General features: G+C 62.2%; 15 protein-coding genes. 2 read left to right on the forward strand and 13 right to left on the reverse strand.

Annotation, left to right across the window (positions count from 1 at the left end; genetic code table 11):
• Positions 1 to 52 precede the first annotated feature (52 nt).
• From OO730_RS10285 to OO730_RS10345, 13 genes are all read right to left on the reverse strand, one after another.
• On the reverse strand, positions 53 to 475 hold the full coding sequence (locus tag OO730_RS10285; RefSeq protein WP_264981379.1) for a F0F1 ATP synthase subunit epsilon: 423 nt from the start codon (positions 473 to 475) through the stop codon (positions 53 to 55).
• Positions 476 to 487: 12 nt separating this feature from the next.
• A complete protein-coding gene (gene atpD, locus OO730_RS10290) occupies positions 488 to 1,885 on the reverse strand; it encodes a F0F1 ATP synthase subunit beta (protein WP_264981380.1) in 1,398 nt (465 codons plus the stop codon).
• Positions 1,886 to 1,900: 15 nt separating this feature from the next.
• Positions 1,901 to 2,773, reverse strand: coding sequence for a F0F1 ATP synthase subunit gamma (locus OO730_RS10295; protein WP_264981381.1), 873 nt, complete (start codon positions 2,771 to 2,773; stop codon positions 1,901 to 1,903).
• 15 nt (positions 2,774 to 2,788) lie between these two features.
• Positions 2,789 to 4,297: a F0F1 ATP synthase subunit alpha gene (gene atpA / locus OO730_RS10300; RefSeq protein WP_264981382.1), complete on the reverse strand. Its 1,509-nt coding sequence runs from the start codon at positions 4,295 to 4,297 to the stop codon at positions 2,789 to 2,791.
• A gap of 4 nt (positions 4,298 to 4,301) precedes the next feature.
• Positions 4,302 to 4,853, reverse strand: a complete 552-nt coding sequence (gene atpH / locus OO730_RS10305) for an ATP synthase F1 subunit delta (RefSeq protein WP_264981383.1) — start codon at positions 4,851 to 4,853, stop codon at positions 4,302 to 4,304.
• Positions 4,850 to 5,425, reverse strand: a complete 576-nt coding sequence (gene atpF, locus OO730_RS10310) for a F0F1 ATP synthase subunit B (protein ID WP_264981384.1) — start codon at positions 5,423 to 5,425, stop codon at positions 4,850 to 4,852. The genes atpH and atpF overlap by 4 nt, the downstream gene beginning before the upstream one ends.
• 19 nt (positions 5,426 to 5,444) lie before the next feature.
• Positions 5,445 to 5,867: an ATP synthase F0 subunit B gene (locus tag OO730_RS10315; protein ID WP_264981385.1), complete on the reverse strand. Its 423-nt coding sequence runs from the start codon at positions 5,865 to 5,867 to the stop codon at positions 5,445 to 5,447.
• A gap of 126 nt (positions 5,868 to 5,993) precedes the next feature.
• Complete coding sequence (locus tag OO730_RS10320) at positions 5,994 to 6,368, reverse strand: bactofilin family protein (protein ID WP_264981386.1); 375 nt, start codon at positions 6,366 to 6,368, stop codon at positions 5,994 to 5,996.
• Positions 6,369 to 6,422: 54 nt separating this feature from the next.
• On the reverse strand, positions 6,423 to 7,535 hold the full coding sequence (gene rodA / locus OO730_RS10325) for a rod shape-determining protein RodA (protein WP_264981387.1): 1,113 nt from the start codon (positions 7,533 to 7,535) through the stop codon (positions 6,423 to 6,425).
• Entirely contained in the window at positions 7,525 to 9,420 is a 1,896-nt protein-coding gene (gene mrdA / locus OO730_RS10330; protein ID WP_264981388.1) for a penicillin-binding protein 2, read from the reverse strand. Before mrdA ends, rodA begins: the two co-directional genes overlap by 11 nt.
• On the reverse strand, positions 9,404 to 9,889 hold the full coding sequence (locus OO730_RS10335) for a hypothetical protein (RefSeq protein ID WP_264981389.1): 486 nt from the start codon (positions 9,887 to 9,889) through the stop codon (positions 9,404 to 9,406). The genes mrdA and OO730_RS10335 overlap by 17 nt, the downstream gene beginning before the upstream one ends.
• Positions 9,873 to 10,754: a rod shape-determining protein MreC gene (gene mreC / locus OO730_RS10340; RefSeq protein WP_264981390.1), complete on the reverse strand. Its 882-nt coding sequence runs from the start codon at positions 10,752 to 10,754 to the stop codon at positions 9,873 to 9,875. The genes OO730_RS10335 and mreC overlap by 17 nt, the downstream gene beginning before the upstream one ends.
• 34 nt (positions 10,755 to 10,788) lie before the next feature.
• A complete protein-coding gene (locus OO730_RS10345; protein ID WP_323373353.1) occupies positions 10,789 to 11,832 on the reverse strand; it encodes a rod shape-determining protein in 1,044 nt (347 codons plus the stop codon).
• A gap of 176 nt (positions 11,833 to 12,008) precedes the next feature.
• Here OO730_RS10345 and OO730_RS10350 point away from each other — a divergent pair, with 176 nt between their 5' ends.
• Together OO730_RS10350 and OO730_RS10355 are read left to right on the forward strand one after the other, a co-directional pair.
• Complete coding sequence (locus OO730_RS10350; protein WP_264981391.1) at positions 12,009 to 12,992, forward strand: TIGR01212 family radical SAM protein; 984 nt, start codon at positions 12,009 to 12,011, stop codon at positions 12,990 to 12,992.
• Entirely contained in the window at positions 12,989 to 13,498 is a 510-nt protein-coding gene (locus tag OO730_RS10355) for a methylated-DNA--[protein]-cysteine S-methyltransferase (RefSeq protein ID WP_264981392.1), read from the forward strand. Before OO730_RS10350 ends, OO730_RS10355 begins: the two co-directional genes overlap by 4 nt.
• Positions 13,499 to 13,574 lie beyond the last annotated feature (76 nt).

The raw sequence follows: 13,574 nt of genomic DNA on the forward strand, positions 1-13,574 counted from the left end.
GCGGTCCCGTTTGGGACCGCCCTTTTATTTGTAGGGTGAGGATCAGGTCTGGCTAGCAGGTGCCGGCGTTTTGGCCGGAGGACTTGCAGTTGATGCGGGAGATAGCCCGCTTCAATGCAGCCTGGTTGCGAGCGGCGTCGACCTTTTCCTTGGCGGCGGCAGCGCGCTGTTCGGCACGCTCCTTGGCCTTCTGGGCGCGGTCAGTGTCGATCTCGGTGGCCATCTCGGCAACCTCGGCCAGGATGGTGACCTGGTCGTTGCTGACTTCGGCGAATCCACCGGCGACGAAGACGTAATGCGCCTTGCCGTTCTGTTTGTAATGGAGATTGCCGACTCCCAGGGCGGACAGGAACGGGACGTGCTTCGGCAGGACGCCGAATTCACCCATGATACCGGGTGCGCCCACGTATTCCACGTCCTCGGAAAGGACTTTCCGGTCGGGAGTGACGATCTCGAGCTTCAGAGTATTGGCCATTGTTTACCTCGCTTACTGCTTGGCTTTCTCTATGGCTTCCTCGATACCACCGCACATGTAGAAGGCCTGCTCGGGCAGGTCGTCGTACTTGCCGTCCAGGATGTCGCGGAAGGCCTGCACGGTGTCTTCGGTCTTGACGTAGACGCCGGAGACGCCGGTGAAGACTTCGGCAACGTGGAAGGGCTGCGACAGGAAGCGCTGGATGCGGCGTGCACGGGCAACGGTCAGCTTGTCGTCGTCGGACAGTTCGTCCATACCGAGGATGGCGATGATGTCCTGCAGGTCCTTGTACTTCTGGAGCACGGACTGAACTTCACGGGCGGTGGAGTAGTGCACGTCGCCCAAGACATCCGGAGACAGGATGCGGGAGGTGGAGTCCAGCGGGTCAACCGCAGGGTAGATGCCGAGCTCGGCGATCTGACGGGACAGAACCAGCGTACCGTCAAGGTGCGCGAAGGTGGTGGCCGGTGCGGGGTCGGTCAAGTCATCGGCGGGGACGTAAACGGCCTGGACCGAGGTGATCGAACCCTTGTTGGTGGAGGTGATGCGCTCCTGAAGGCCACCGAGGTCGGTGCCCAGGGTCGGCTGGTAACCAACTGCGGAAGGCATGCGGCCGAGAAGTGCGGACACCTCTGCGCCTGCCTGGGTGAAGCGGAAGATGTTGTCGATGAAGAGCAACACGTCCTGGCCTTCTTCGTCACGGAAGTACTCTGCGCAGGTCAGTGCGGTCAGAGCAACACGAGCACGGGCTCCCGGAGGTTCGTTCATCTGGCCGTAGACCAATGCCGCTTTCTCCAGAACGCCGGCGTCCTTCATTTCGTGGTAAAGGTCGTTGCCCTCACGGGTACGCTCACCAACACCGGCGAACACGGAGATACCACCGTGCTGCTTGGCGATGTTGTTGATCATTTCCATCAGGATAACGGTCTTGCCGACACCGGCGCCGCCGAACAGGCCCATCTTGCCGCCCTTGGGGAACGGGATGAGCAGGTCAACGACCTTGATGCCGGTTTCGAGCAGTTCCACCTTGGTGGACTGTTCGGTGAAGGCGGGAGCGTCACGGTGAATGGGGAGACGCTTTTCGCAGGGTACTTCGCCCAGTTCGTCAACGGGTTCGCCGACGACGTTCATGATGCGGCCCAGAGAACCGGAACCGACGGGAACGGTGATGGGAGATTCCAGGTCGACGCATGCCATGCCGCGGACGAGACCTTCGGTGGCGTCCATGGCGATGGTGCGAACGACGTTGTTACCCAGGTGCTGTGCGCATTCGCAGATCAGCACGGGAGCGTCAGTGTTGTTGGGGTTTTTAATCTCCAACGCAGACAGAATGTTGGGAAGATTCCCTTCGGCAAATTCGACGTCGACGACGGCGCCGATTACCTGAACGATTTTACCAGTATTAGCCATTTTCATAGCCCCCTTTTATCCTTTCAGCGCTTCCACGCCGCCGACAATGTCCATGAGATCGCCAGTAATGGCGGCCTGCCTTGTCTTGTTGTAGAGCAAGGTCAGGCTATCCGACAGTTCGTCACACGCCTTGGTGGCGTTGTCCATGGCAGCCATACGGGCTGCATGCTCGGAGCACGAAGTGTCGAGCAGGCCTCGGTAGACCTGGACTTTTATGAAACGAGGAAGCAACTCTGCGAGCAGTCCCTCAACCGACGGTTCATACAAGTAGTCGCCAGAGCTGCCTCCCGCGCCTTCTTCCTCGTCGGCTGCCATGGGCAGGACGGTCAGATCGACGGGCGGCTGTTTGGCCATGCTCACGAATTCACCGAACACGACATGAACTTCGTCGAGTTCGCCCTCGATGTAGCCGGCGATCAGCTCGTTGCCGACGCTGGCTGCCAGGGTGAAGTCGAAGTTGGTCATGGCGTCCGCTTCTGCGCGAACGATTTCGTAGTCGGTCTTCCTGAAGGCGTCACGGGCTTTCTTGCCGATGCAGTACATCTTGATGGCCTTGCCCTCGGCCGCCTTCTCGTTGGCCAGTTTCATGGCCTTATTGATGATATTGACATTGAATGCGCCACAGAGGCCGCGGTCGGAAGTGGTGACCATGATGCCCACGGTCTTTACTTCGTCCCGGACTTCCAGCAGCGGGTGTACCGATTCGTCAGCGCCGGCCGCCAAGTCCCCGAGCATCTCATAAAACTTGTCCGCATACGGACGGAAGCGTTCGATACGCTCCTGTGCGTTGCGCAGTTTTGCCGAGGCCACCATATTCATGGCCTTGGTGATCTGCTTGGTTTTCTTGACGCCAACTATCTGATTTTGGACGTCTCTTAACGAAGCCATTCAGTTACCCCTTAGTTAAGCGCTGAAGCCTTTCTTGAACTCTTCGATCGCGGCCTTGAGGTCAGCTTCGACGGCGTCGTCGATCTTTTCCTTCTCGGCGATGGCGTCGAGAACGGCAGACTTGGTGTTGTTCATGAAGTCGAGGAATTCGGCTTCGAACTTGATGACGGCTTCGACCGGAACGTCATCCAGGAAGCCGCGGGTGCCGGCATACAGAACGGAAACCTGTTCCTGGACGGTCTGCGGCTTGTACTGGGGCTGCTTCAGGAGTTCGACCATGCGGGCGCCGCGGTTGAGCTTTGCCTGGGTGGCCTTGTCCAGATCGGAACCGAAGGAAGCGAACGCCGCCAGTTCACGATACTGGGCGAGGTCGAGACGCAGGGTACCTGCGACCTGCTTCATGGCCTTGATCTGTGCGGAACCGCCGACTCGGGAGACGGAGAGACCGACGTTGATGGCCGGGCGGACGCCGGACAGGAACAGGTTGGGCTCCAGGTAGATCTGACCGTCGGTAATGGAGATAACGTTGGTCGGAATGAACGCGGAGACGTCACCGGCCTGGGTTTCGATGACCGGGAGAGCGGTCAGGGAACCGGCGCCGAGGGAGTCGTTGACCTTGCAGGAACGTTCCAGGAGCCTGGAGTGCAGGTAGAAGACGTCGCCGGGGAATGCTTCACGGCCCGGAGGACGACGAAGCAGGAGGGACATTTCGCGGTAAGCGGTGGCCTGCTTGGAAAGGTCATCGTAGCAGATCAGGGCGTGCTTGCCGTTGTCGCGGTAGAACTCTGCCATGGTCGCGCCGGTGTAGGCAGCGATGAACTGCAGCGGAGCGGGCTCGGAAGCGGTGGCGGAGACGATGGTGGTGTATTCCATTGCGCCGTGCTGACGGAGAACGTCGGCAACCAGGGCGACGGATGCCTTCTTCTGGCCGATGGCCACGTAGAAGCAGTGCACGTCGGTGGTCTTCTGGGCCAGGATGGCGTCCACGCAGACGGCGGTCTTGCCGGTCTGGCGGTCACCGATGACCAGTTCGCGCTGACCGCGGCCGACCGGGGTCATGGCGTCGATGGCCTTGAGACCGGTGTAGCACGGTTCGTGAACGGACTTACGGGCGATGATGCCGGGAGCCTTCAGCTCGACGGGGCGGACTTCGGTGGCCTCGATGGGTCCCAAGCCGTCCAGGGGCTCGCCCAGGGGGTTGACAACGCGGCCCATGACGCCGTCGCCGACGGGCACGGAGTAAATCTGGCCGGTACGCTTGACCGGGTCGCCTTCCTTAACACCGGCACAGGAGCCCAGCAGGGCCACGCCGACGTTGTCCTCTTCCAGGTTGAGCACCATGCCCTTGATGCCGCCGGGGAATTCCAGCAGCTCCATGGCCATGACGTTCTCAACGCCGTGCACGCGAGCAATACCGTCACCAACGTAGAGGACGGTACCGGTCTCGCTCATTTCAACACGAGACTCATAATTCTGAATCTGGTCCTGAATGATTTTGCTGATTTCTTCTGCTTTGATCTGCATTGCCCTACTCACCCCTTTTAATATTTTCTTTCAAAATCTGCAGCTGAGCCTTGAGGCTGGCGTCCATAACCTTGTCGCCCACCTTGAGGACGATCCCGCCAAGGATGTCCTTGTCGGTGGCGAAAGACAGTTCCAGCTTCTTGCCGGCCTGCTTTTCGAGGTTGGCCTGGATTGCAGATTTTCTATCCTCGGAGAGTTCGCTTACGGTGATCAGTTCACCAGCGATGACGCCGGACACGGCGTCGATCATAGCCTTGTAATCCGAAGCGATGGCGGGAAGCATCTCGACCCGGCCATTGTCGGCCAGGAGATTACAGAAGTTCTCGACCATCTGGTCCACGGAAACCTTCTGGACCAGCTTGCTCAAAACAGCCTTCTTCTCCTCGGCGGTGAACGCCGGGTTGTGGAAGAAGGCGGTTGCCTCAGGTGCGCTCTCGATGGAAGCACCAATGGCGACAAGCTGCTCGCCGTACTTCGCCTGCTCGGCTTCGCCCTTTGCGGCGCCAACCGCGAAAAGAGCCTTGGCGTAGCGGCGGGAAACTACGTTACCGATCAATTGAGCACCACCTTTGTTAAATAGTCATCCACGAGCTTGTCGTGGTCCTCGGCGCTCAGCTTCTCGGCAACGATCTTCTGAGCGGCCTCGATCACCATTTCGGCCATTTCGCCGCGGATGGTGTCGATGGCGGCCTGGGCTTCGTTGGAAGCGGTGCGCTGGGCCTGTTCGGTCAGAGCCTCGGCATCCCTCTTGGCCTTCTCGATGATGGCGGCCTTGATGCTTTCCCCTTGCGCCTTGGCGTCTTCCAGGATCTGCTGCTTTTCCTGCGCCATGTTGGCGATGCTGGCTTCCACGTCCTTGAGCTTCTTCTCGGCTTCTGCCTGGCGTGCCTGCAGATCGTCGAGATCCTGCTTGATGCCGTCGCGGCGACCGACGAAGAAGTCCTTCACCTTGGCTCCGGCAAACTTGTAGAGCAGGAAGGCGAAGATAACGAAGTTCAGGATGCGAAGGCCGTAGTTCTTCACGTTGTCGGCCGTGAAAACTGCATGGCCCCCTTCAGCACTGGCAAAAGCGACAGAGGAGATAGCCAGGGCGGTCAGCAGGACCGCAAAAAACACTGTCCTTTTCAAGATCAAATCCTCCTCTCGTCTAAGCCTGGCCCAGGATTTTGCCTGTTGCCTGCTCAGCGTATTTGTCCACGTCCTTGGTCAACTGATCCATGGCGCTCTTGACCTGAGACTGAATCTCGGTGCGAGCGGCCTGGATGGTGCCGGAGGCTTCCTTGCCCGCGACGGACATCAGGGCGTGCTCTTCGGCCACACCTTCGTCCTTGGCGGCGTTACGGATGCCGTTGGCTTCCTTGCGGGCCTCGGCGAGCTGCGCCTCGTAGTCCGCCACCTTGTCTGCGGCACCCGTGTTGAAGCCTTCGATCTTCTCCAGCTGGTCATCCATCAACTTCTTGCGTTTGCTGATGATTGTGCGAATAGGATCAATGAGGATCTTATTCAGCAGAAAAATCATCGCAAGGAAGCTGGCCCCTTGGATTACGATTGTTGAATCAGGTATTACCATACCATATGCCCCCGATGAGGTTGTGAATTTTGGCGCAAAGTCATAGGGAAGTACCCAATTTCCAGCACTGTGTCAAAGGCTTTTTGCCTTTGCACCGGCTGGAAAAACAGCGGTCCCGCGACCGGGTTACGACTGAGGGGAGTCTTTTTCCGTTTTTGCGTCCGTAGCGATGCTGGCCCCGCCCATGACGAGCGCGCCTTCCAGCACTGCACCTTCCTCGACAACCAGGACAGGCGTCCTGATGTTCCCCTGTAAATTGGCCGTCTTATGGAGGACGACCTTGGTTTTCGCCTCGACTTCGCCCTTGATCTTGCCGGAAAGGACGAGCTGGCCCACCTTGACCTGCCCGTCGACTACGGCTTCCTGGCCGATGACCAGCGTTCCTTCGGACACCACCTCACCCTGGAAGTTGCCGTCGATGCGCACCGCACCCTGGAAATGCAACTTGCCGTGATAGTTGGTTCCGGCCCCCAAAAACGCGTTTATCTCGTCTCTAGCCATGAAAACCGCTCCTGCAATACCCGCCGTGTGAGACGGGTTTGTGAATTCTTGCGCTTACGCCTGTTTGAACAGGAATCGGCGCATGGAAACATTGAGCACAAGTCCGATAAGGCAAAAATTCACCAGTGTCGCGCTGCCCCCGTAACTGATGAATGGAAGGGGGATGCCGACCACCGGCATCAGCCCGAGGACCATACCCGTATTTATCAGGATTTGCCAGAAGAAATAGAAGAACACGCCCGCCGCAAGGTACGATCCGAAAAGGCCTCTGGCGTCCCGTGCGATGACCACTATCTGGTAGAGAAAGAAGCAGAAAAGGGAGAGCAGGACCATGGTTCCGACGAATCCCCACTCCTCGCCGAACACGGCCACGGCGAAGTCCGTGTGCCGCTCCGGCAGGAAGCGCAGCTGGGATTGTGTGCCTTCGAGGAACCCTTTGCCCCAGAACCCGCCGGAGCCGATGGCGATCTCGGACTGGATGATGTGGTAGCCCGCGCCCAGGGGGTCTGTGGTCGGGTCCAGGAAGGTCATGATGCGCTGCTTCTGGTAGTCGTGCAGGAAGAACCAGGACAGCGGCATGAGCGCGGGGATGGCCACCAGGCAGGTCTTGAACACCCGCGCCGTGACGCCCCGGAACAGGATCATGCCGCCGAGGATCATCAGGATGGACAGGCCGCTTCCGAGGTCGGGCTGCTTGATGATCAGCCCGGCCAGGACCAGCCCCACGCCGAGAACGTATACCAGCCGGATGAAGTCGAGCGGTTCGCGCTCCTTGGACAAAATGCGCGCGCCCACGATGAGGATGGCGATCTTGGCCAGCTCCGAGGGCTGGAAGTTCATGAACCCGAGGTCGAGCCAGCGGCGCGCCCCGTAGATGGTCTTGCCCATGAAGAAGACGGCTATCAGCAGGGCCACGGTGATCCAGAACAGGGGCCAGGCCAGGGTCTTCAGGTGGCGGTAGTCGAAGAACATGAAGACGGTCATGCCGCACAGCCCCATGAGGCCCCAGAGCAGTTGCCGGTGGTAGTAGGGAGCCAGGTTCATGCCCCCCTCGAGCCGGAAGCCCGAGGCGGAATAGAGGTTGAGCACGCCCACCAGGAAGAGGATGACGGCCATGCCGAGCAGCGGCCAGTTGATATAGAGCAGGAGCCGTCTGTCAATCGGCATCGGGCTTCTCCTTTTTTTGGGCGGCGGCCTTCTGGGATTTCAGGGAAAGGGCGCGCACGCGCCGGGCCTCGGCCTTTCGTTCCTCGGGCTTGAGCCGGATTTCACCCTTGAACAGGTAGTCGATGACCGCCTTGACCACGGGGCCCGCACCTGAGCCGCCGTGCAGGCCGTGTTCCACCAGGGCGGCGATGGCGAACCGTTTGCCGTCCTTTTCGGCGATGGCGGCCATCCAGGCGTGGTCGCGGAAGCGGTACGGGATTTCGTGGTCCTTGAGCTCCTTGAGCTCGTCCGTGAGCCGGACCACTTGGGCCGTGCCGGTCTTGCCGCCCACGGTCACGTCTTTGGTGCGCAGCCTGCGGCAGGTGCCGTGGTCGTCGACCACGGTCTGGACCAGGGCGCGCTTTATGCGTTCGAGCTGGTCCGGCGTCAGGGGGACTTCGGCCTGGACCTCGGTTTTGGCGTCCTTGAGCAGGAGGGGCTTGAGCAGCTTGCCGCCGTTCAGTATCCCGGCGAAGAAGCGGGCCACCTGGAGCGGCGTGACCAGGGTGTAGCCCTGGCCGATGGCCATGTTCAGGTTGTCGCCGCCCTGCCAGGATTCGCCGAACCGCTTGCGCTTCCATTCACGGGTCGGGATGTTGCCCGCCTTCTCGTGGGGCAGCCGGATGCCGGTCTTGTGGCCGAAGCCCACGGCGTTGGCGAATTCGGCCATGCGGTCCACGGTCAGCTTCTTGCCCATCTTATAGAAATAGACGTCGCAGGATTCGATCAGGGCGCGCTCGAGGTTGACGTTGCCGTGGCCGCCCTTGCGCCAGCAGCGGAAGACCCGCCGCCCGAGCCGGGTGGACCCGGTGCAGAGCACGGTCTCCTGGGGGTCGATCATGCCGTAGTGCAGCCCGGCCGAGGCCACCACGTGTTTGAACACCGATCCGGGCGGGTACACGGACTGGATGACGCGGTTCTGCATGGGGTGGAGCGGGTCGTCCCTGAGCTTGGCCCACTGGTCGGGCGTCAGCCCGGAGGAAAAGTCGTTGGAGTCGTAGGAAGGAGCCGTTGCCAGGGCCCAGAGCTGGCCGGTGTCGGCGTCCATGACGGCCACGCCGCCCGCTTCCTCGTCGAGCCAGTCCATGGCCAGCTGCTGCAACCCCAGGTCCAGGGACAGGGATATCTCGTGCCCGGCGCGCGGGTGCTTGAGGATGCGCTCCTGGAGCCGACGGCCGTTGACGTCCACCTCGTACTGGGCCAGCCCCTTGGCCCCGCGCATGCGGTCTTCAAGCATGAACTCGATGCCCTGCTTGCCCACGTAGTCGCCCAGGGCCAGGCCCGGGTTCTTCTCCAGCTCCTCCTCGTTGGCCTCGGCCACGTAGCCGAGAACGTGGGCCAGCAGCGTGCCGTACCTGTAGAGTCGGCGGGGCCGGAACTGGATTTCCAGGCCGGGCCAGCGGAGCTTGTTGGTCTCGAGCAGGGCGAGCTGGCCGAAGGTCAGGTCCGGGATGAGGATCAGCGGCTCGAACGGTTTCACCCGTTTCTTGTTCTTGTCGTAGAACGCCTTGAGCTCGAAGAAGTCGCGTCCGGTCCAGGCCGCGATCTGGTGCATGGCCTTGTCGATGTCCGGGCAGTCCTCGCGCACGATGCCCAGGGCGTAGGCGGGCTCGTTCACGGCCAGCAGGTCGCCGTTGCGGTCGCGGATCAGGCCGCGCGGGGAAAAGATCGATTCCTGCCTGAGCTGGTTCTCCTTGGCCTTGCGGGCGTAGTCCTCGCCCCGGTGAATCTGCAGGTACCAGAGGCGGATGGAGAACAGGCAGAAGAGTCCCAGGATGAGCGCCTGGAGCAGGAGCAGGCCCGAGCGCGGGGGCTGCTGGTCTGTTTCGTTATAGAGGTCTGGCATCCTGCCTCAGCCTTTTGGGGAAGAGGTTGTCGGCCAGAAGCCAGATGGCGGGGAAGGCCACGGCCTGCACGGCGCCCTCCAGGATCACGGGCTCCATGACCACCCGGAGGTTGGCCAGGGAGGAAAGCCCCCAGGTCAGGACGGGGTGGAGCACGCCGAGCCCCAATCCGAGGATGCCCATGAACAGGATGGACCGCCCCTCGAACAGCCAGCGGCCCATGAAGAACATGGTCGTGAGCAGCCCGTACCAGGCCAGGCCGTAGCCGAAGGGCAGGGAGCCCATGCCCTCGATGAGCAGTATCCAGATCAGGGCGAGCAGGGCCGAGCGTTGGCCCCCCTGCTCCTCCAGGGAGAGGATGAGGCCGGGGGCGAAAAAGTCGATGCCCGGGATGGTGCGGTGGGCCCAGACCCCGATGGCGGTATAGGTCGCCCACCAGAGGACGGCGAAAAGATTATTGGTCGTCAGCACCGGCGTCCTCCGTGCTGGCGGGCCGGGTGGGCGATCCGCTCTCCGGGGCCGCCTCGCGCTTGAGCAGCAGGACCTCCTCCAGACCGGCCATGTCCACCAGCGGTTCGGCCTGGACGGTCAGGAAAAGGGAGATGTCGGAACGCTGAATCTTGGTCACCCGGGCCACGGGCAGCCCCTTGGGGTAGATGCCGGACAGTCCCGAGGAGAGGAGCAGTTCGTTCGGATCGATGATGGCGTTCTGGTTGATGTAGCGGAGCATGAGCGGCTTGCCGTATCCCTGGCCTGCGAGCATGCCCGGCGAGCGGTTGTGCGCGCCCATGACCGCGATGGAGCTGTTGGGGTCGGTCAGGAGCAGGACCGTTGAGGTCGCGGCCCCGGTGCGCAGGATGCGGCCGACAATCCCGTCCAGTCCGGCCACGGGCATGTCTTCCGCCACGCCCGAGGTGGTCCCCCTGTCCACGGTCAGGGTGGACAGGGACCCGGCGGGCCCCATGCGGTGTCCGATGACGCGCATGCCCGAGAAGGTCCATTGGCCGGGGGGAACAAAGGCGAGCAGTTTTTCGAACCGGGCAGCGGATTCGGCCCTGGAGCGCAGGAGCATGTTGGCCCCGCGCAGTGCGGCCGCCTCTTCCTTGAGGGCGTCGTTCTCCTGCTTCAGGCCCACCAGGTAGATGTACCGGTTCCAGAACTCGGCCACCTTGTCCGAGACCCAGATGCCCGGGCGCAGGACCGTGCCGGAGATATCCAGGCCCGTGTACGAGGACAGGGCGTCGAGATGCCCGGTGCGGAGGTTCCAGGTGTACAGGCTCAGGTACACGAAAAGCCCCGCCACGATGAGTATGGCTATGCGTTTGGGCTTCGTCATGTCCCGGTTACCTGGGTGCCGCGCTTCTCACGGGCTAGTCTGTGGTGATGTCCTTGTACAGGTCGATGTTGTCCAGCGCCTTGCCCGAGCCGAGCACGACCGCGGTCAGCGGGTCCTCCACCACGGTGATGGGCAGCTGGGTCTCGTGCTGGAGCAACTGGTCCAGGCCCTTGAGCAGCGCGCCGCCGCCGGTCAGGACGATGCCCCGGTCCACGATGTCCGCCGCCAGTTCGGGCGGGGTCTGCTCCAGTGCGATGCGCACGCCCTGGACAATGCCCTCCACCTGCTCGGAGATGGCCTCGCGGACCTCCTCGGCGGTGATGGGCCGGTTCTGCGGGATGCCGGTGACCAGGTCGCGGCCCTTGACTTCCATGACCGGCTCCTCGTCGCCCAGGGGATAGGCCGAGCCGATGTGGATCTTGATCTGTTCCGCCGTGGATTCGCCGATGAGCATGTTGTACTTGCGCTTGACGTGCTGCATGATCGCCTCGTCCATCTTGTCGCCGCCGATGCGGACACTGCGGGCGTAGACGATGCCGGACAGGGAGATGACCGCGATCTCGGTGGTGCCGCCGCCGATGTCCACGATCATGTTGGAGGTCGGTTCGGTAATGGGCAGGTTGGCGCCGATGGCGGCGGCCATGGGCTCCTCGATGAGATAGACCTCGCGGGCACCGGCGGATTGCGCCGATTCCTTGACCGCGCGCTTTTCCACCTGGGTGATGCCCGTGGGCACGCAGATCATGATCCGGGGCCGGACCAGCCTGCGGGAGTTGTGGACCTTGGAGATGAAGTGCCTGAGCATGGCCTCCGTGACTTCGAAGTCGGCGATGACGCCGTCCTTCATGGGCCGGATGGCCACGATGTTCCCGGGCGTGCGCCCGAGCATCTTCTTGGCCTCGGCACCCACGGCCAGGACGGTTTTGCCGCCGCGCGAGTCCTTTTTCACGGCCACCACTGACGGCTCCGAGAGCATCACGCCCTTGCCCTTGACGTAGACCAGCGTGTTGGCTGTGCCCAGGTCAATGGCAAGATCGTTGGAAAAAGAGCCGATAATTTTGTTGAGCAGGCTACCCATGCATCCCCCGTTCACGTCGAAACAGATTCACATCCCTATTCGTATTGCGCGCTTTCCAAGAGAGGACAAGTGCGCTAGCGTACAATTTCAATTGACGATTCGTACCAAATGAAACCCGCTCTAGCAACACGTTCAGCCCGGTTTATGAACTTTTTCTCAACATTTTCTAAATAAAAATGTTTCGATTTTACGGTCTGTCCGCCTTCATGCGCCACCATTTCGGCAAACGGGTCAGGAAAATCCCCCTGGACGCGGGTTTTTCCTGTCCCAACCGGGACGGCTCCCTGTCCTCCGAGGGGTGCGTTTTCTGCAACCCGGCGGGGTCGGGATCAGGGTTGGGCACGAGGGGCCTGTCAATACCCGAACAGTGGGATTTCTGGCGTGACATTCACGTGAAAAAACAGGGGATCGATCAATTCACAGGTTACCTCCAGTCCTATTCCAACACACACGGTCCCATCGAAAAGCTGGCTGCGATTCTCAAGGAAATGCGCGGACTGCCCGGCATGGCCAGCCTGGCGCTGGGCACCCGCCCCGACTGCCTGGATGCGGCCAAGCTCGATCTGCTGGCCGACCAGAAGGAAGCCCTTGGCCTGGACGCGGTTTTCCTGGAGCTGGGGCTGCAATCCGCTGACGACGCCACGCTCAGGCATATCAACCGGGGTCACGACGTCGCCAGTTTTGCCGAGGCTGCCGAAGCCGCCGCCGAACGCGGCCTGCTGGTCGTGGCCCACGTCATGGCCGGGCTGCCCTCGCCGGACGGACGGGAGGGGGAGGCCGAACTGCTGGCCACCGTGGAGTTCCTCAACCGGCTGCCCGTGCACGGCATCAAGTTCCACAACGTGTACGTGTGCCGGGGAACGAGGCTGGCCCGCTGGCTCGAGGAGGGGCGGTACGCGCCGCCCACCCTGGACGAGTACCTCGCCTGGCTGTCGGCGGCCCTCATGCGCCTTGATCCGCGCATCGTTGTCCACCGCCTCAACGGCAACCCGGCCCAGGGAGAGCTGTTGGCCCCCGACTGGGCGGCCAACATGCGGCGGCTGCACAACCTGGTGCGCGAGCATTTCAACAGGTACGACGTGTGGCAGGGCAGGGGAAACGGGGCCGAGGACGGCCCGGCCCCTTGGTTTGATCCGAATCACGAGGGAGGAGAGTCATGAAGAAGACGGAATGCGACCGGATGGAAATCGTCAGGGGCGGCAAGCTCGCCCTGTCCCTGTGCTGGAAGGCCGGTGAGATCGTGGCGGTGCAGATTTATTGGGCCGACGAGGTGGAGGAGTCGCCCGCCCCCACGCCCCAGGCCCTCGGCCTGAAGGAGGCCCTTGCCCGGTACGAGGCAGGCAAGGACCCGCACTGGCCGGACCTGCCGTTCGACCTGACCCGACTCACGACGTTCCAGCAGGCGGCCCTCGACGAGCTGCGGCGCATCCCGTCCGGCACCGTCCGCACCTACGGCGAGATGGCCGAACGCCTGGACCGGCCCGGCGGGGCTCAGGCCGTGGGCCGCGCCATGGCCACCAATCCCTTCCCGCTCCTCTATCCCTGCCACCGCGTGGTCGGCGCAAACGGGGCCATGACCGGCTTTTCCGGCTCCGGCGGCGTGGACATGAAGGAATACCTCCTCCGCCTGGAAGGCGCGATCCAGGGGAAGCTGCCTCTGGAATAGCCGCGACCCCTTCCACACGGCGCCCGTCCCGGTCGGCCGTGGTTTTCCCCTTGCCGCCGCAGGCGGCCCCCCGACA

Origin of the sequence: Pseudodesulfovibrio portus (assembly GCF_026000375.1) — a bacterium.
Classification (GTDB): Bacteria; Desulfobacterota; Desulfovibrionia; order Desulfovibrionales; family Desulfovibrionaceae; genus Pseudodesulfovibrio; species Pseudodesulfovibrio portus.